Source organism: Rhodopirellula bahusiensis (assembly GCF_002727185.1).
Lineage (GTDB): Bacteria > Planctomycetota > Planctomycetia > Pirellulales > Pirellulaceae > Rhodopirellula > Rhodopirellula bahusiensis.
This window is the reverse complement of sequence record NZ_NIZW01000039.1, coordinates 34,160-50,957: the sequence shown is the minus strand read 5'-3', so window position 1 is coordinate 50,957 and position 16,798 is coordinate 34,160. Positions and strand designations below refer to the sequence as shown.

General features: G+C 55.6%; 16 protein-coding genes. 8 read left to right on the top strand and 8 right to left on the bottom strand.

What is annotated here, in order from left to right:
• Positions 1-61: 61 nt before the first annotated feature.
• The 5 genes from CEE69_RS29525 to CEE69_RS32240 all read right to left on the bottom strand — a co-directional run bounded on the left by CEE69_RS29525 (position 62) and on the right by CEE69_RS32240 (position 3,424).
• A complete protein-coding gene (locus CEE69_RS29525) occupies positions 62-574 on the bottom strand; it encodes a hypothetical protein (protein ID WP_099264119.1) in 513 nt (170 codons plus the stop codon).
• Entirely contained in the window at positions 571-1,218 is a 648-nt protein-coding gene (locus CEE69_RS33780; protein ID WP_390180009.1) for a trypsin-like peptidase domain-containing protein, read from the bottom strand. Before CEE69_RS33780 ends, CEE69_RS29525 begins: the two co-directional genes overlap by 4 nt.
• Positions 1,219-1,399: 181 nt before the next feature.
• Positions 1,400-2,341, bottom strand: coding sequence for an IS30 family transposase (locus CEE69_RS29515; RefSeq protein WP_143549373.1), 942 nt, complete (start codon positions 2,339-2,341; stop codon positions 1,400-1,402).
• A 152-nt stretch (positions 2,342-2,493) separates the two neighbouring features.
• Positions 2,494-2,832, bottom strand: coding sequence for a hypothetical protein (locus CEE69_RS29505; protein WP_099264116.1), 339 nt, complete (start codon positions 2,830-2,832; stop codon positions 2,494-2,496).
• A 151-nt stretch (positions 2,833-2,983) separates the two neighbouring features.
• Positions 2,984-3,424 (bottom strand): hypothetical protein, encoded by a 441-nt coding sequence (locus CEE69_RS32240; protein WP_143549372.1) that lies wholly within the window; start codon positions 3,422-3,424, stop codon positions 2,984-2,986.
• A 271-nt stretch (positions 3,425-3,695) separates the two neighbouring features.
• Between CEE69_RS32240 and CEE69_RS29495 the strand changes: the two genes are divergently transcribed.
• The 6 genes from CEE69_RS29495 to CEE69_RS29460 all read left to right on the top strand — a co-directional run bounded on the left by CEE69_RS29495 (position 3,696) and on the right by CEE69_RS29460 (position 11,197).
• Complete coding sequence (locus CEE69_RS29495; RefSeq protein ID WP_099264114.1) at positions 3,696-3,911, top strand: hypothetical protein; 216 nt, start codon at positions 3,696-3,698, stop codon at positions 3,909-3,911.
• 302 nt (positions 3,912-4,213) lie between these two features.
• Positions 4,214-5,599: an outer membrane protein assembly factor BamB family protein gene (locus CEE69_RS29485; RefSeq protein WP_099264124.1), complete on the top strand. Its 1,386-nt coding sequence runs from the start codon at positions 4,214-4,216 to the stop codon at positions 5,597-5,599.
• Between the two features lie 484 nt (positions 5,600-6,083).
• Positions 6,084-8,102 carry an ATP-dependent zinc metalloprotease FtsH gene (ftsH, locus tag CEE69_RS29475; RefSeq protein WP_099264112.1) on the top strand — a complete coding sequence of 673 codons (2,019 nt, stop codon included), beginning with the start codon at positions 6,084-6,086 and terminating at the stop codon, positions 8,100-8,102.
• A 3-nt stretch (positions 8,103-8,105) separates the two neighbouring features.
• Positions 8,106-9,266 carry a ribosome small subunit-dependent GTPase A gene (gene rsgA / locus CEE69_RS29470; protein WP_099264111.1) on the top strand — a complete coding sequence of 387 codons (1,161 nt, stop codon included), beginning with the start codon at positions 8,106-8,108 and terminating at the stop codon, positions 9,264-9,266.
• A gap of 168 nt (positions 9,267-9,434) precedes the next feature.
• Positions 9,435-10,220: a class I SAM-dependent methyltransferase gene (locus CEE69_RS29465; protein WP_099264110.1), complete on the top strand. Its 786-nt coding sequence runs from the start codon at positions 9,435-9,437 to the stop codon at positions 10,218-10,220.
• Positions 10,160-11,197, top strand: coding sequence for a sugar phosphate isomerase/epimerase family protein (locus tag CEE69_RS29460; protein ID WP_233215775.1), 1,038 nt, complete (start codon positions 10,160-10,162; stop codon positions 11,195-11,197). Before CEE69_RS29465 ends, CEE69_RS29460 begins: the two co-directional genes overlap by 61 nt.
• A 78-nt stretch (positions 11,198-11,275) precedes the next feature.
• Here the strand turns inward: CEE69_RS29460 and glnD are convergent, their stop codons facing one another.
• From glnD to CEE69_RS29445, 3 genes are all read right to left on the bottom strand, one after another.
• Complete coding sequence (glnD, locus tag CEE69_RS29455; RefSeq protein WP_099264108.1) at positions 11,276-13,915, bottom strand: [protein-PII] uridylyltransferase; 2,640 nt, start codon at positions 13,913-13,915, stop codon at positions 11,276-11,278.
• Positions 13,916-13,923: 8 nt separating this feature from the next.
• A complete protein-coding gene (locus CEE69_RS29450; protein ID WP_008655991.1) occupies positions 13,924-14,283 on the bottom strand; it encodes a P-II family nitrogen regulator in 360 nt (119 codons plus the stop codon).
• Positions 14,284-14,358: 75 nt separating this feature from the next.
• Complete coding sequence (locus CEE69_RS29445; RefSeq protein ID WP_099264107.1) at positions 14,359-14,949, bottom strand: cob(I)yrinic acid a,c-diamide adenosyltransferase; 591 nt, start codon at positions 14,947-14,949, stop codon at positions 14,359-14,361.
• Between the two features lie 149 nt (positions 14,950-15,098).
• Here CEE69_RS29445 and CEE69_RS29440 point away from each other — a divergent pair, with 149 nt between their 5' ends.
• Together CEE69_RS29440 and CEE69_RS29435 are read left to right on the top strand one after the other, a co-directional pair.
• Positions 15,099-15,599, top strand: coding sequence for a bis(5'-nucleosyl)-tetraphosphatase (locus CEE69_RS29440; RefSeq protein WP_099264123.1), 501 nt, complete (start codon positions 15,099-15,101; stop codon positions 15,597-15,599).
• Between the two features lie 102 nt (positions 15,600-15,701).
• Positions 15,702-16,607, top strand: coding sequence for a cytochrome c (locus CEE69_RS29435; RefSeq protein WP_233215776.1), 906 nt, complete (start codon positions 15,702-15,704; stop codon positions 16,605-16,607).
• Positions 16,608-16,798: the final 191 nt, after the last annotated feature.

Genomic DNA, 16,798 nt, shown 5'->3' with positions numbered 1-16,798 from the left:
CAACCAAAGCACGTTGACAATCCCTTCGACCAGCCATCGTCACTATCAACGATGGCAACACTCACTGGATACCTGTTGTTCCTGGAGATCCGTCGGTGCCTGGCTCTTTGGTTACGTCGGATTTCTGTTCACCGTTACCAGCTTGCTTTGAAAACGCGAGACACCATCCCTCAACTCCCGTCTTGCTCAACGCTGCCATTATCCAAGTCACAAGCGGAACGCACATGGCGGCCATCGCATCAACGTACGTAGCGATTGTTGACGACATCAAAGTGATCAAAACCGTCGCAGAAATCTCTTTCTGCTCCTTAACCTTCTTACGCAAATCGGCATACTTCTCGTCTTCTGTGCATATGACAAGATAGATCTCCTTGGAGATTTGCTCAACTAGTTCCCGTGGCCAAAGCGATTGCCCCTTGGTAGCAAGCCCGGTACCAGGCTGTGCTGCTACCTCAGCAATCAGATCCGCCGGATTTTGCACCATTGCGAGTCGTTGAATTGCAAGTTGCCGAGAAGCCGGGGGAAGCATGGAAACGTAATCATCGGTTGTGAACTGCGAGACAATGCTTTTCATTCGGGAATCGCCTTTGCGAAGTCGAGAAGTGGCCAAAGATGTTCGGTGGAAACACAGTATGCGATACTAGAATCGGATCCAACTGGTAAATCGCCGAATGACATCATGGACGGAGGTGAAAGGCACCCACGGACTATAGCGAACAAAGATCCATCGTCTTTCCTGACCACGGGCGAGCCTGACATCCCAGTATGGGAGTGCAACTGAATGATGTATTCGTTTACAAGTGGAATCCCACCGATAACACGCCTTCCAAACGCGGAAACATGGCTTACCGAAAGCGTCTGAAGCAATGATCCAATCGGGCAAAATGGATACCCTACAACGAACACGGGCTCACCAATGCCTACTGACAATCCACGTGGCAGAGCTTCTGGAACTTGAACAGGGACTGGCTGAGGAACAGCCGTGCGAAAAACCGCGAGATCAACAGCCGGGTCACACGTGCAAAGCTCAAGAGGAATAGTTGGAACTCCGTCTACTGGGTAAACCTGGGGTGCGGCGACATTGCCTTCGTTGCTTGGGATAGCAAGCGAATACTGCTTCGCGCGGCCAATCTGATGGAGTGTCGTTGCAATGTAAGCGCGGCCTCTGTGGTTACCGCATAAAAACGCAGTCGAGATCAGGCGACCATCAGCAATCAATGGAAATGCAGGTATCAATGCGACGTCTCGTGATGGATGAATCTAAATCGGATAACGGCACGCGTCACCCGGTACGCGCGAAAGATTTTCCATTTCAAAACCGCCCAGCTCGCGTACTCGGGTGCACGCGATGGTTCCCCCGCTCTGTGAATTCAAATCCGAAACGCAATTTTTTGCGAAATCATTCGAAGAGCGATGCTGGTGTCTGATAGCCGTGACGTTTACGGGGTCTTGAGTTTAGTAGCATAGCGGCTTTGCGTACCTGCTGCCAGCTGATCGAACCATAGTCCACTCCCTTTGGAAAGTACTGCCGAAGAAGACCATTGGTGTTCTCATTGGTCCCTCGCTGGCCACTGCAGTATGGATCTGCGAAGAATACCTTGACTTTGAACCATGAGGGGAGCAATCGATGGTAGAAGAACTCCGTTCCATTGTCGAAGGTCATCGTCTTGATGTGTTTCTCCGGAACCTTGTTGAACATCGACCGGATTGTATCCATCACCAAACGCGATGACTTCTTCCTGCAGCGACCAACCAAAGTGTATCCAGTCTTGCGGTCCACGGCAGTTACCAAGTAGCCCGTGCTCTTCTTGCAGACCACGAGATCGAGCTCCCAGTCGCCAACCCGTTTCCGGTTACTGGCGACTTTTGGGCGGTCGTGAATCGACACACGGTCAGCAGCCTGCTTGCGGATAAAGCCTGGCTTTTGCTTGCGATTGCGACGCCCGCTCCGCCGCATCGCTTTGCGAATTGGGTGGTTTCGATCCAGAGACCAAAGATACTTGTAAATCGTTTGGTGGCTTATTTGATGCTTACCAGCCTGCTTCCAAAGATACCCACTGATCTGCTCTGGACTCCAGTTGAGAGCGAGCTTCTCAGACACGACCTCAAAGAGCTCCGGGTCCTCCAACTTGCTGATGACCGATGGTCTCTTCTTCAGGAAATTGGCTCGGCGTTCAGCATGCAATGGATGATAGTGCTTGCCAGTGACGTGGTTCCTTGCCAGTTCACGAGAAACCGTGGAGGGAGATACTTCAATTGCTTCCGCGATCTCTTTCTGTTTCTTGCCGTCTCGTTGCATAACAGAGATGACAACGCGTTGGTGAAAGGTAAGATGTGCCATAGCTGGCTGAGTCCGTCTGAGTTGTTGGGATTTGAAGCTCCAAACAATTTGGCGGGCTCAGTCGGTCTTTCGCCAGGGGGCGTTGAAAAACCTTTCGTTTTTTCAACGCTCTAAAAATTGCGTTTCGGGTTTGAATTCACACTCTTACAGGCTCAGAGCGACGGACGAAGTGCTAGGATCAGTCGTTTGATTTCCGTGAATGTATCAACTGGCATCCAGACTCCAAAGTCCCAGGTGACATCGTCTTGTCCGACCACGATGGCCATAACTTTGCCGTCGCAACGGGACCAGTACGTGGGGGCGTTGAAACAAGTCCCGGCCGTGACGGCATGGTCATCCGGCGCGACGGGCAATTCCTCACGATTGAGACGATCAACGTCATCAGCGGATAGCAGAACGTTGATTTCGTAGTTGTCTCCTTGGATTTTCACGCCGACAACGCTTTGGTTTCCAGCGAGTACGAGTTCAGCGACAACATCTGGACGTTTCACAAAGTTACAGCGTCGGTGCGAAGTTCAAGAGTGGAATCATCCCAGTCGGGGAACGGCAGGGTTCAGCGGGCCGGGACGATTGATCAACCATTGCCGAAACACGCGCAAGCCCGGCTCCGTTGCAACCCATGGTTCGTCGTGAATTTGGTTTTCAGAAGTACTGTGTGATCTGTTCTTGTATGCGATCAATCAGCGAAACCACACCGTTGAGCGTTGCAAAGTTCCGTAGTTGCGCCATGATCGTCGACGCTTTCTCTTTGTCCGGCTTGCCATTCTCACCGCTTAATTCTGCAATCAGTTCGTTGAATTTCGCTGCGACGGCATCATCGTCTGTTGCCGCTACTGCATCTGATAGTTGATTTACGAGGTAGGGCAACTGTGGTTGTCCGCCCGCGTATGCACCAGCGCCGATTGCGATTGATCCGGGGCCAGCCGCAGCGCCACGTCCAACAGCCATGGGTGTGTCAATAATCGTATTCCCGCGATCGTCCGTGGGGCCAATCACGACGGAGCCGTCGCCGACATCGCCTGTTACGTTTCCCATAACAACCGAGTCGCGTCCGACTTTCAATTTTCGAGGTTTGATGTCCATGAGTGTTCCTTTCATTCGACGAACTTGTTTCTCAGCAGTTGGACCGACTGAGAATAGGTGTTTTGGGGGGGTTTCTGCTTGTTCGGCGGTGAGAACAATTCGAGCGTTTTGGCTTCGCGGAGACTTGTTCTCAGTGGTTGGGGACTTGTTCTCAGTGGGGCCTCCCCCGGTTGAGGCTGGGCAAGTTTGTCCGATTCGCCAAGACGTTGCAAGCAAATTCGGCGAAACCGCTTGGGGAGAACGAGCCGAAGTTGCTTGACTGAGATCAAACATGAGCAAGCTCGCAGCTTGGTTGGTCGAACGGAACGTGATGCGAACCTGGCAATCAAAATCGATCCGTTCAGAGGCGGCACAAGTCGGCTGGTCCCGAGGTCCGATGGATTGTCGAGCTGTTGCTCGGTACTGTGGCGTGAATAAGTTGGAGAACGACACTCGTGTGCTAAACCCGCATGAAGCGATGGTGTTGGATCACTGGATCGGCTGCTGAGGCGAAGTCGATCGGTGAGGGGATGCCTTGCTGACGCGGCGGGTTAGGATGGGGGAGTGTTTGATCTCAGGCTGGAAGGTTGGGCCACTTGGGCGATGGCTTGCTGACGCGGCGGGTTGTGATGGGGGAGTGCTTGATCTCAGGTCGGAACCGGTGCGAACGCGCATCGGTGAGTAATCCTTCGCCCTGCGGATGATTTGGTTTGAACAGCGGGCTTGCGTGGTTTCATTTGCTCGCCGGGTGCTTCACAATGGCGGTTTCCCACCCCGCCTCCTTCCGCCCTTCTTCGTGGAGACCGTTTGATGTCCCAGACCCACCTTTCGGCATCGCTTTTGTCCGCTCGCCTGGCTGCTTTTGCCGCGTGTTTGGCAAGTTTGGTTTTCTCGAGTCCAGCCGTCATGGCCGCTGAATCGGTTTCAGCTAAATCGAAGTCCGACGCGGTTTGGTCGCAGTGGCGAGGTGGATCTCAACAAGGCGTCGCTCCCGAGGGCGATTACCCGATCGAATGGTCGGAAGCGGATTCGACAAAATGCATGGTTCCCGGTAGTGGCGCGAGCACGCCGGTCGTTGTTGGAAACCGAGCGTTTTTGACCAGCGGTATCGATGGGAAGAATCATTTGTTGGGCGTGGACATTGATTCGTTGGAGTTCGTGTTTCAAACGCCGCTCGGCGAAGACCGCGGCAACAAGCACCGGAAAGGTAGCGGCAGCAACCCGTCACCCGTCACCGATGGCAAGCACGTGATTTCCTATTTCCGAAGCGGCGATTTGGCGTGCTGTGACTTGGAAGGAAAACCGGTTTGGCACATCAACCTGCAAGAACAGTTTGGCGAAGACACGCTTTGGTGGGACTTGGGTTCGTCGCCGATGATCGTCGACAACTTGGTCGTGGTCGCTGTCATGCAGACGGGGCCCAGCTACATCGTGGCGTATGACATCGAGTCGGGCGATATGGCTTGGAAGGACGATCGGATGGTTCCCGCACCGGAGGAAGCTGCCCAAAGTTATTCGACACCGCTTGCGACGGAAATCGATGGCGAGGCCGTCGTTGCGGTCCTGGGGGCTGACCACCTGACGCTAACCGATGCCAAGACGGGCAAGCGTTTAGGAACGCTTGGCGGATTCAATCCGAACCAAGAAAAGTACTTTCGTTCCATCGCGTCGCCCGTGATCACGGGGAACGTCATCGTTTGTCCTTATTCGCGAGGCGGCACGTTGACGGGCGTCGACATGAAACAGTTGATCGAAGCGGGTGAGGATGAGAACGCCGCGAAAAACGCGATTCTGTGGATGCGTGATGATGCCGGTTCAGATGTGCCCACTCCCGCCGCTCGTGACGGGGTCGTTTATCTGATTTCTGATAGCAAGAAGAAGAAGGATGCACCGCGGCCAAAGGGAACCCTGTCCGCGCTCGCTGCCGAGACCGGCGAAGTTCTTTGGGATACCAAGTTGGAACGGACGCGGGCGAGTTACAGCAGTTCACCGTTGATCGTTGGCGATCGTTTGTACGTCACTGATGAAGCGGGCACGACATCGGTTGTGCAGGGGATCAGCGGTGATTCCGAACCCGAGCTGATTCAGACCAACGAGGTCGATGACGACGAGCAATTCACCGTTGCCAGCCCGGTACCGTTTGCGGATGGGTTGTTGTTGCGAACGAAAAGTCATCTCTACAAAGTGACACGCTGAACGAAGTGTTCGGGGGCGGCGTAAAACGAGCCGGGTTTCAAACCGCTCGGAAGTCGGGCTGAGGCCGAGTCGTCGTGACCTGGTTGCGTCGGAAATTGCATTTGTTGCAGTGATTCACTGCCGGCGAATGTGACAACGAGGCACGTGAAAGCTGCCATTGTGGCGCAGTGGTCAGGATCTTTGAAAAAACGACTTGGGAAACAACTGTCGCGGCTCATCGAATTCGAGATGCGAAAATCGGTTGATTGGGCGAATGAGACGGTTTGAAAGCTAGACTTCAGTTTCGCGAATGGGTGACGCAGAGCGGACAATCCGGATTTCTGGCGGGATTGGCTGTCGTTTCATGGATTGCGACGGGCAAAAGGTCCCACGCGAGACATCCGGTTAGGCAACAATCCGCCGTCGCGGTACACTCCTTGCACTGGCGGGATGCAACTAGCCATCGCCAGTGCCAACGAACAGTGACTTTTGAGGATAAAACGGTATGAAAAAGGATTCCGAATCGAACTCTTCGGACAAATCCAACAAGGAAGAGGTCTCGACGGGACGCCGTGGTGGCAATCCGATGATCATCGCTTTGGTGATCACCGTGCTGGCCGCGATGCTGTTTTTCAACCAGCCTGAGCCATCTTCTCTGATCTCGGCGAGCTTCTTTCGTAGTCAGCTCGAGAAGAACAACATTCGATCCGTTGAAATCGGCGACATCGAGGTTTCGGGGACATTCAAAGACCGCCCCGAAGTGCCAGCCAGCGAGTCGGCCGACGCGGATGCGAAGCCAAAGGAATTGCTGAAGCGATTCCGGTTCACTCGACCGGCCGGAGCGGACTACGCCGTTCAGTTGTCGGAAGACCTCGAGAAGCGGAATATCAAGGATTGGAAGTTCGCGCCGCCGGACAACACGGCCGCGATTTTGAACTTGTTGATCCTGGTCGGTTTGCCGCTCGCGATTTTCTTCTTCATCTTCATGATGATCCGCCGAACTCGCAACGACATGATGGGCGGCGGCTTTTTGTCGGGGTTCAGCAAGAGTCCCGCGAAAAAGTTTGAAGCGACTGATAAAGTCATCACGTTCAGCGATGTGGCTGGGTTGGAAGGCGTGAAAGCTGACCTGCAAGAGATCGTCGATTTCTTGAAGACGCCCGAGAAGTTTCAAAAGCTTGGCGGACAGGTTCCCAAGGGCGTGCTGCTCAATGGGCCTCCCGGTACAGGCAAAACGTTGTTGGCTCGCGCCGTTGCGGGAGAGGCTGATGTGCCGTTCTTCAGCGTCAACGGTAGTGAATTCATTCAGATGTTTGTCGGTGTCGGTGCCAGTCGCGTTCGTGACTTGTTCAAGACCGCGAAAGAGCAGTCGCCATCGATCATCTTCATTGACGAGATCGATGCGGTCGGTCGTCAACGCGGTGCTGGGCTGGGCGGCGGACATGACGAACGCGAGCAGACGTTGAATCAGATCCTTGGTGAGATGGATGGTTTCGGTGGCGCTCAAGCTGTGATTGTCATCGCGGCGACCAACCGTCCTGATGTTTTGGACCCCGCCTTGCTTCGTCCTGGTCGTTTTGACCGTCACGTGACGGTGGGCCGTCCGACGATGAAAGGCCGCGAAGAGATCTTCAAGGTTCACGTTCGCGATGTGCCGCTGGGCGACGATGTCGATTTGCGTCGTTTGGCAGCCGGTACGGTCGGACTGACCGGTGCGGACATTCGGAATATGGTCAACGAGGCCGCACTATGGGCGGCTCGTGGCGATAAGAAAATCGTCGAGATGAGCGACTTCGATTACGCTCGCGACAAGATTTTGATGGGTGCCAAACGCGAAGAAGTGTTGCTGGATAGCGAGAAGGAAAAAACCGCTTACCACGAAGCTGGTCACACACTGACGGCTTGGCACTTGGAAGGTTCGCACATCGTCCACAAAGTCACGATCATCCCTCGCGGGCGCGCTTTGGGCGTGACGCAGTACGTGCCGAACGAAGATCGTTTGAGCATGAGCAAGAAGGAGCTCGAGCATCAATTGATCGTTCTGCTGGGTGGCCGTGCCGCTGAGAAAATCATCTACACGGAAACCTGTGTCGGTGCAGAGAACGACCTCGAACGAGCCACCAGCATTGCTCGGCGGATGGTGACCCACTGGGGCATGAGTCCGAAGATTGGTCCGGTCAGTTACAAGACCAGCGATGAGGATCCGTTCTTGGGTCGCGAAATTCATCAGCAGCGTCAGTTCAGCGAACACACGCAGGAATTGATCGATGAAGAGGTCGCTCGCATTTTGATGGAAGCCGATCAAAAGGCGGAACAACTTCTGCGAGAGCATCGCGGTCAGTTGGAAACAATCACGCGTGCTTTGCTGGATCGCGAAGAACTCAACGAAGTCGAATTGACGGAGTTGATTGGTCCTTCGATCCACAAACGGATGGGTGACGAAGAGGGCAAGGTCGAACAGATCATGGCTCCCGAAGGCGCCGCTGAGCGAACTTCGAACGCATCCGCACGACGCGAAGAGTGACCCTTGGCGAAGAAGCGAAGTGGAAACCTCCGAGCGAACTTTCGTAAGAAGCACCAAGGCCGCGTGCGGCGTGGTGATTTGACTCGTGATTTTCGCGAAGGTGATTCGCAAGATGACGCCGTTCAATCCGAACGGCTGACGGGCAAAGGCGAGCTGACGCGAAAACGCACGATTCAAGGTGCGGACTCGACGCCCGACTCGGCTGCTGGAATGCACGTTCAGGTATCGGTCGACGAAGTCAATTTGTTGCAAGGCCGCGTGCTGAGTGTTCACGGATTGCAAAGCAAGGTGCTGGGCGACAACGGTGTGCTCTACGCATGTGCAGTTCGGCAGGTCCTGAAATCTCTCAGCACCAGTCAGCGCAATGTAATCGTCGCGGGCGATCGCGTTTGGTTTCGTTCTGAATCACGCGACGGTGTGTCGCTGAAGTCCGAAGCCGACGGGATGATCGAGCGGGTTGAGCCGCGGACTGGAATGATCAGCCGGACCAGTCGTGGCCGACAACACGTTTTGGTATCGAACATCGATGCGATGTTGATCATCGCCAGTGCGGAACAACCGGGGATCAAGCCCGCGTTGATCGACCGAATGATCCTGACGGCGCATCAGTGCGAAATCGAACCGATCGTGATCATTAACAAAGTCGACTTGATCGATTTGGTGGATCTGCAGCCGTTGATTGGCGTTTACTCGGCACTTGGTTACCGCGTTTTGCCGACTTCCGCCGAGACTGGGCAGAATGTTGAGTTCCTGCGTGCTTTGCTGAAGAACCGTCAGACGGCCTTGGCTGGCCAGAGCGGTGTGGGGAAGAGCAGCTTGCTGAACGCTGTGCAGCCTGGTCTGGGGTTGGCGATCGGTGCGGTCAGCAGCGACAACGACAAAGGCAAGCACACCACCACGGCGTCTCAGCTGATTCCGCTGGCTGACGGGGGGGCGGTGTTCGATACGCCGGGGATTCGGCAATTTCAGTTGTGGGACATCAGCGCCAGCGAGGTGGCTGGTTTGATGCCCGATCTGCGTCCGTACGTGAGCGGATGTCGCTACCCGGATTGCTTGCACTTGGCGGAAGACGATTGTGCGGTGAAGAACGCGGTGGCTGACGCACGAATTGATGCGCGGCGTTACGACGCGTACTGTCATTTGCTAGAAGAAGAACTTATGTAATTGCGGCGCAAAATTCGCCAGCTTTTGGGCTCCATGGAACGGTTCGGGCATGACAGCGGCTGGAATTCTGCGAAACTGCTGTCGTGATTCAAGTTCATTTTCGATTGCAACTCGTGATTTCAGCAGGAAGTCGGAGGCCGCGATCGGTTCGCCGAGGACGAGGTTGAAATGTTAGAGTTGGATTCCGAGTCACATTCGAATCAATCGTCGGAAACGGGTTCCCAGGCGGGCACCGCGTGTGTGAAGAGCTGCGACGAATCGGTTCCATCTCGCGATGGTGATCGCAAACAAAACGGGAAGATGAACGGCGGAACGGCGAAGAAGACTCGCGGGGCGAAACCCAAGCCTCACGAAAGCAAACTGTACGACAACCTCGTGCCGGCCTATCAGGCTCTTTGGCCCGCGGTGGCTCGTCGTCGAATTTTGCACAACGTCAATTCGCTCAACATCGCGGCGGGGACCAAGGTCCTGGAGGTTGGCGTCGGCACCGGGTTGTCCTTGGACGCCTATCCCAGGCACGCGGATATCACGGGCGTGGATTTGTCCGAATCGATGTTGTCCGAAGCGGAAGACTTGATCGAGCAGCGTGGATGGGACCACATCTCGGTTCAACCGATGAACGCGGAAAAGTTGACGTTCGAAGACGCGAGTTTTGATTTGGTGACTTCGTTTCACACGATCAGCGTCGTTTCGCATCCTGAGCGAATGATGCGAGAGCTTGTGCGTGTGTGCCGCCCGGGTGGTAAGATTTTGGTCATCAATCATTTCCGCAGCCCCAATCCTCTGATCGCACGAGTTGTCGATTCGGCGGGCAGTTTGACTCGTCATTTAGGATGGCGCACGGATTTGAATGTCGATGAATTGCTCAACGAATTGCCAATCCAGGTCATGCGATGCCAAAAGTCCAACCCACTGTCTCTGTTTCGAGTCCTGATCGCCGAACGCAAAGCGTAGGCTGTTCCGCGAAGCGGCGGACGTTTCTAAAATCCACCGCCGCCGCGACTTTGGCGACATTCAGTGGGTTTGCATCTTCTCCATTGGTGCAGGCTCGGCAGCCGATTGAACGATCCGGCCCGCCGCGATTTCGCATCGGCATCGCGGGTTATTCTCTGCGTCCTTACTTCCGCTACATGAAGGGCAAGGAACAAAAGTTTCAGCCGGTACCGGATGATGCGTCGTTCACTGACCGTGACGTGTCAGGCGGAATGACCCAGGTCGATTTTCTCGACTACTGCGTTTCGATGGGCGTCGAAGCGGCGGAATTGACCGGGTACTTCATGACACCGGGACCAGATGGTTTTCCGGCTGAAGAATCGTTGTTGGAATTGCGACGGCAGGCGTTCACTCGCGGTGTGGTGATCAGCGGGACCGCCATCGGAAACAACTTCACGGTCGGGTTGGGCGAACGGTACGAGCAGGAGGTCAATGATGCGATTCGATGGATCGATTTGGCGGCCACGTTGGGTGCACCGCACATTCGGTTCTTCGCGGGAACGGCTGCTCAGTTGGCAAAGTCACCGACTCGCATGGACGAAGCCGTCGCGGCGGTCAATCGATGCGCGGAACACGCGGCGAAGAAGGGTGTGTTCTTGGGCGTCGAGAACCACGGCCGTTTGTCGGCCGCTCAGATGCTCGAGATCATGGAACGAGTTGATTCGCCATGGGTTGGGATCAACCTCGACACGGGCAACTTTGAATCAGACGATCCCTACGCGGACTTGGAGGCTTGTGCTCCTTACGCGGTTAACGTGCAAGTCAAACCGGTTACGAAGTCGCCTTCGGGTGAGAAGAGTCCGGCGGACTACGGACGCATCGCGAAGATTCTTCGCGACTCGGGTTACCAAGGTTACGTCGTGTTGGAGTATGAAGACGCAGACGTGTTGGAAGAGTTGCCGAAGCATCTGGGGCGGTTGCGCGAGGCGTTGGCTTAGGTCGTTTTGACTTTGGTGGTGGGTTTCTCGGTGGGGACCACCGAACTACGGGGTGTTGGTGCTGTTATATGTGGCTGGCTAGCGGACTGCTTCAACCAAGGCGTTTCGGATGGTCTCTTGTCGGGATGGATCGGTGATTGGGCTGCCGTCCATGTTGGTGACGTAGAAGACGTCGGCGATTTGATCCAGGTGCGTGTCGATCTTTGCGAACTGAATCACGACATCGAGTTGCGACAACGTCCCGGAGATGTCTGACAGCAGACTGGGGCGGTCGTAGGTGAACATCGACAGAATGGTTTGATGGTCGAACGTGTCGTTGTCGAACACGACCTTGGTCGGCAGTAGCAGCACACTGGACGGTTCTTTGGCACCTTGTGTTTGCCAGACTCGTCGCGGCGTGGGCATGACTGAATCGGGATCGTCGATGGCTTTGGTTACCACGCGACAGACTTCTTCGATTCGCAATTCGGGTTGGCGTTGTTTCAGTTCAGGATCGTTGACCCAGAATTGATCCCACAGTAAATCTTCGCCAACCGTTTCCACGTTGGCTCGCATGATCGAAAGTCCGCATGCGCTGAACGCGGCGGTGATGCGAGCGAACACTCCGACGCGACGCTCGCCTTGGCGAAGCACGATGGTGTACCGCACAGCGGAGGCGGCCGGGTCGACCGCTCCGGCACAGTAGCAGCCGGGGTTCGCTGTCAGCCATTCGCCGACTTGATGCATCTCATGGATCAAATCATCGGTCGAGTGTTGCCGCAGCAGCGACAACGGCATGTCTTTGGCGAATTCGATGAGCGAAGGGTCGAGCTGCTTTTCGGCGAGCGATTCTTTGACCTGTTCGATCTTTGAATCCAAGTCGGCTTCGTTTTCGCCGGGCAAGTTTCCGGTTTCGAAGTAACGGCGTGTTCGAAGATAAAGGTCTTCGATCAAACCCATCTTCCAATCATTGAGCACGTCGGGACCGACGGCTTGCAGATCGGCCACCGTGTGAATCAGCAACAGCTCCAACCGTGCGATCGAGCCAACTTCGGCAGCGAATTTGTGGACCACTTCGGGGTCGTTCAAATCGTGGCGAAACGCAACTTCGTTGACCAGCAAGTGTCTGTGAATGAGCCACTGCAACGTGTCTTTGTCGTCGGCGCTCATGTGGAAGAGGTCGGCAACGTCGCCGGCGATTCGCCGCCCGACTTCGCTGTGGTCCTCTTCGTAGCCCTTGCCGAGATCGTGAATCAACAACGCCAGGTGCAGAAGCGTTTTGTCTTTCAGCCGTCGGTATCGGCGGCCCATCGATGTTTCGGCGTCGATGAAGTCGGTGGCCGCTTCGACCGCTCGGATGCAGTGCGCGTCGACGGTGTATTTGTGGTAAGCGTTGAATTGCAGCAGGCCTCGGCAACGTCCCATGGCCGGGATCAATTGGTCGAGGATCCGAAGTTCGTGCAATCGACGGAGCAACGATGCGAGTCGCCCGGGATCTTTCAACAGTTCCAAGAAAGCGTCGACGGTAGGCTGATCCGGCGGTGTCGCTTCGCGATCTTGCATCGATTTGCGAATCGCTTGCCAGGTCGGGTGAGCGATTCGGCGCGAGTGGCGGTTCGCTAACTGAATCAATCGCAGAACGTCCGGAAGGCTTTGGGCAAACGACTCCAACGCAGTCGCTTTGACCCAGATGTGGGTCGGGCCCATGCGGATGTTTTCATCCAATCGCCGCGACATGACGGATTCGACGGCGCCGGCTGCTCGCGAACGAATGCGAGTGTCATCGTGGAAGTAAGCAGCCACATAGCGAACACCTCGCGTGTGTTCGAAGTAGTCCTGCATGAAGTCTTCGACTGGCAACACGCCGGATCGCCCCTGGTATCCCCAGTCCTCAGCGATGTCCAATTGGGTCGGGCGGTCCAAGACGTCTTGGGCACGTTTGGTGCGGAAGTGCAGTTCGTGACGCAGTCGCAACATGAAGGCGTGGGCGCGTCGCAGCGTTCCGTAGTCTTCGTCCGACAACGCGTTGAGTTTGTTCAGTTGTTCGAGGCTGGTCGCACCGTGAGTCGCGAAACCGAGCCAGCGGACCAATTGAATGTCACGCAAACCGCCGCGAGAGCGTTTGACGTTGGGACGCAGCAAGTAGTTCGTCTCGCCCCATTTGTGTCGCTCTTCTCGGCGAGCCATCAGTGACTGATGGTTCAGGTAGTTTCGGCGACGACGTGCCCCCGCGCGAAAGCGATCGAAGTAGCGATCGAAAGTTTGCTCGCTGCCCAAGCACAGCCGCGATTCAGTCAGCGAAGTGTAAATTTTCGCGTCCGCCCAGGCCAACGTGCAACATTCGCGAGGCGTGCGAACAGAGAACCCGCAATCGATTCCCGCGTCGGTGACATCACGCACGAATGTGCTGGCGACTTGAGCCGCAGCCGCGGCACTACGCCGCGTTGTCAGCAGCATCAGATCGGCGTCGCTGAACGGCGAGAGATCGCGGCGGCCGTAACCGCCATGTGCAACCAGGCTCAATTGAGCGAGTTGCGATGCTTTGACTGTGGTGGCGGCACGCTCCAACGAAGCCTGCCAGATTTTCTCGATGACATCGTCATAGAGATCCGTCAGCGCGGTCGCCGTTTGAACACTGGGCAAACCGGCTCGAAATCGAGACTCGATACGACCGCGTCCATCGTTCAGTCGGTCACGACATTGCCGTGCCAACGAAGGAAGAGAACCAGAGGACGCCATCAGGTGAGCTACAGGGCCTCTTCGCCACGCTCGCCGGTTCGAATTCGAACGGAGTCTTCGAGGTTGGTGACGAAGATTTTTCCGTCGCCAATTTGGCCGGTTTGTGCGGTTTGCAAGATCGTGTCGATCACCGTTTGCAGATTATCGCTGGTGCAAACCACTTCGATTTTGACCTTGGGAACGAAATCGATGGCGTATTCCGTACCGCGATAGATTTCGGTGTGACCCTTTTGTCGACCGAATCCGCGGACTTCGCTGACGGTCATTCCGTGAATCCCCTGCTCGGTCAACGCGTTCTTGACGTCTTCGAGTTTGAAGTGACGAACAATGGCTTCGACTTTTTTCACAGGAGCGGCTCCGACAAACATGCGAACAGAGAATTTCAGATCATTGTACACCCGCCACGGCATTGAACCAGACGGGCAAGGTCAAGACGGGGAATCTCAGGGTTTTTCCCAGATTTGATCCGGAACATTCAGAATTTGGTTCACCAATCGGGACACAACGAACAACCAGTCGCTCAGCCGATTGAGATAGATGATCACGGAATCGCTGATCGGAGTTTCCGTTTGAACGGCGTCTGCCAGCGAAATGACCCGCCGTTCGGCTCGTCTGCAAACGGCTCGTGACAGGTGAACGTGGGACGCCAAAATCGAGCCACCCGGAAGGATGAATTGCTTCAGCGGTGGCAACTGTTGTTCGGCGTCATCGATCCAACCCTCCATTCGCAGGATGTGAGGTTGCCCGATGACTCGCAGGTCGAATTGGTCCGGGTGCGGCGAAGCCAGTTCAGCGCCGATTGAGAACAGCTCGTGTTGGACTTGAACGATACGCGCATCCAGTTCGCTCAAGGCTTCCTTCGCGTCAGGTGAATCGACGATCGAGGACTGAAGTGCGGAGCAAACCTGTCCGAGTGTCGCATTCAGTTCGTCGACCGTTCCGTAGGCTTCGATCCGGGTGTCGTCTTTTGCCACGCGAGGCCCGCCAAACAAACCAGTGGTCCCGGAGTCGCCCGTGCGAGTGTAGATTTTCATGAGTGCTGCTTGAAAGTGAGTGGCGATGGACGGAAGAGGTCGACGGAAGTGTTGGCGAGAGAAAAGGTTGATCCGCCAAACTATTGAGGCTTGGTTTGGACATCGCGGGACTTGGTCCACGAGTCGAACCGGAATTGCATTGGAGCAAGATGGCAAGTGAGAAGAAAGAACCGGCGCTGCCAAAGGTGTGTGCCGCCGGTGTGTTGTTGTTGACCCGCGAATCCTCGCCTCACTTCCTGTTGATGCGGCATCCCGACCGTTGGGATCTGCCGAAGGGGCATTGCGATGACGGAGAAGATTTTTTGACCGCGGCGAAGCGAGAGCTGGTCGAGGAGACGGGCATCTCCGGGGACGATTGCGAATTCGACCCGGATTTTCAATTCGATCTGCACTACCCGGTCACTTATCGCAAGCAGTCGGGCACCTATCGCAAACAGCCGGGCACCTATCGCAAGCAACCAGACAAAACGTTTCAAAAGCACGTCCGGTATTTTTTGGCGTTCCTACCGCAAGTCGTTAAAATTGAGTTGACCGAACATGAGATGTCCCGATGGTGGCCGTGGTCACCTCCACATCAAATCCAATCGCAAACGATCGATCCGTTGCTGGCCGCGGTTGCGGATCACCTGTCCGCGAATCAGTCGGGCTGAATCGAACGATGCCGAACATCTCTGCCACCTATCTCTTCTCATTGTGACCTCATGCGATCGCACGTTCTTCAACGTTTGACTCTTGTCCTGATTGTCTTCGGGATGTCCTTGGGGCTGTCGTCCAGTCTGGACGCGCAGGATCAACGTGCTCGCCCGCCCAAGTTTGATGCAGACGAAGTTTCGCGAGTCTTTTTTGCGGATCCGTCGACCGCGTTCCGTGGTGAGCGACCTTCGCTGGCGAATCTGCGTGACGCGGGGGCTGAGAAGGTGATGGCTCAGGCGGAAGCCGCGGCGGAAGAAGACGCCGGCGGTGGATCGACATGGGCGAAGATCATCTCGCCCCCTTCGTTGGAAGACGAGATCAAACGGATCAAGTTGCGATATGATTCGGTCATCACGACACCGGGGGCGTTCAATGGCGGTGGCTATCAAGACGCCCGATTGAACCTCTCGGTCTTGGCGACGCTTTTCGCTGTCGTCTCGGATCACAAAGAGAACGTGCGATGGAAGTCGGATGCTCACACCGCCCGTGACGTGATGGCACGAACGGCTCGCAACAGCGCGGCGGGATCGACTCAGGTGTACAACGAAGCGAAACTTCGCAAGGCGGACCTGCAGGATTTGGTGAGCGGAGCCAGTATCACAGCGACGCAGCCGTCAGAGAAGGTCAACGAGTGGCACATGATCGCTGACCGTTCGCCGTTGATGGAATACGCCGAGCAGTTGCTCGATACGTTGGGCGATCACACTCGCGATGCGGCCACGACACAAGACAACTTGGACGCAGTGAAGCGTGAAGCGGAATTGCTGGCGATGTTGGGTGAAGTGTTGGTTCAGGAAGGCATGGATGATTACGACGACCCGGATTACACCGAACTGAGTCGAGCGATGACGACCAGTTCCAGCGGCGTGGTCAATGCGATCGAACGGCAGGATTGGGACGGCGTTCGAGAGGCCGTCGGCAATGTGTCGCAAAGTTGTGCTGCGTGCCACGAACAGTATCGCTGATCAGTCGTTGGAAGCAGAAACCGATCGTTGATCAAGCTGGAGCAATTGGCAGATCGCCGCTCAGCCCGGGGGCGTCGCAGAAAACGGTGCTAACGCTCGTCGGCTGTCTTTTCCAAACACGGCCATTGGTTTTCCATGCTGCGAGATGCTTTGTGTCTTCCTCGCAAATCATTTTGTAAGATTCGCAACGA

Excerpts from the sequence above, each read along its gene's own strand:
- CEE69_RS32240 (WP_143549372.1), bottom strand. The coding sequence starts at position 3,424 with ATGGACATCAAACCTCGAAAATTGAAAGTCGGACGCGACTCGGTTGTT.
- ftsH (WP_099264112.1), top strand. The coding sequence starts at position 6,084 with ATGAAAAAGGATTCCGAATCGAACTCTTCGGACAAATCCAACAAGGAA.
- CEE69_RS29525 (WP_099264119.1), bottom strand. The coding sequence starts at position 574 with ATGAAAAGCATTGTCTCGCAGTTCACAACCGATGATTACGTTTCCATG.
- CEE69_RS29460 (WP_233215775.1), top strand. The coding sequence starts at position 10,160 with ATGCCAAAAGTCCAACCCACTGTCTCTGTTTCGAGTCCTGATCGCCGA.
- CEE69_RS29515 (WP_143549373.1), bottom strand. The coding sequence starts at position 2,341 with ATGGCACATCTTACCTTTCACCAACGCGTTGTCATCTCTGTTATGCAA.
- CEE69_RS29465 (WP_099264110.1), top strand. The coding sequence starts at position 9,435 with ATGTTAGAGTTGGATTCCGAGTCACATTCGAATCAATCGTCGGAAACG.
- CEE69_RS29485 (WP_099264124.1), top strand. The coding sequence starts at position 4,214 with ATGTCCCAGACCCACCTTTCGGCATCGCTTTTGTCCGCTCGCCTGGCT.
- CEE69_RS29450 (WP_008655991.1), bottom strand. The coding sequence starts at position 14,283 with ATGTTTGTCGGAGCCGCTCCTGTGAAAAAAGTCGAAGCCATTGTTCGT.
- CEE69_RS29440 (WP_099264123.1), top strand. The coding sequence starts at position 15,099 with ATGGCAAGTGAGAAGAAAGAACCGGCGCTGCCAAAGGTGTGTGCCGCC.
- CEE69_RS29495 (WP_099264114.1), top strand. The coding sequence starts at position 3,696 with ATGAGCAAGCTCGCAGCTTGGTTGGTCGAACGGAACGTGATGCGAACC.
- CEE69_RS29435 (WP_233215776.1), top strand. The coding sequence starts at position 15,702 with ATGTCCTTGGGGCTGTCGTCCAGTCTGGACGCGCAGGATCAACGTGCT.
- CEE69_RS29445 (WP_099264107.1), bottom strand. The coding sequence starts at position 14,949 with ATGAAAATCTACACTCGCACGGGCGACTCCGGGACCACTGGTTTGTTT.
- glnD (WP_099264108.1), bottom strand. The coding sequence starts at position 13,915 with ATGGCGTCCTCTGGTTCTCTTCCTTCGTTGGCACGGCAATGTCGTGAC.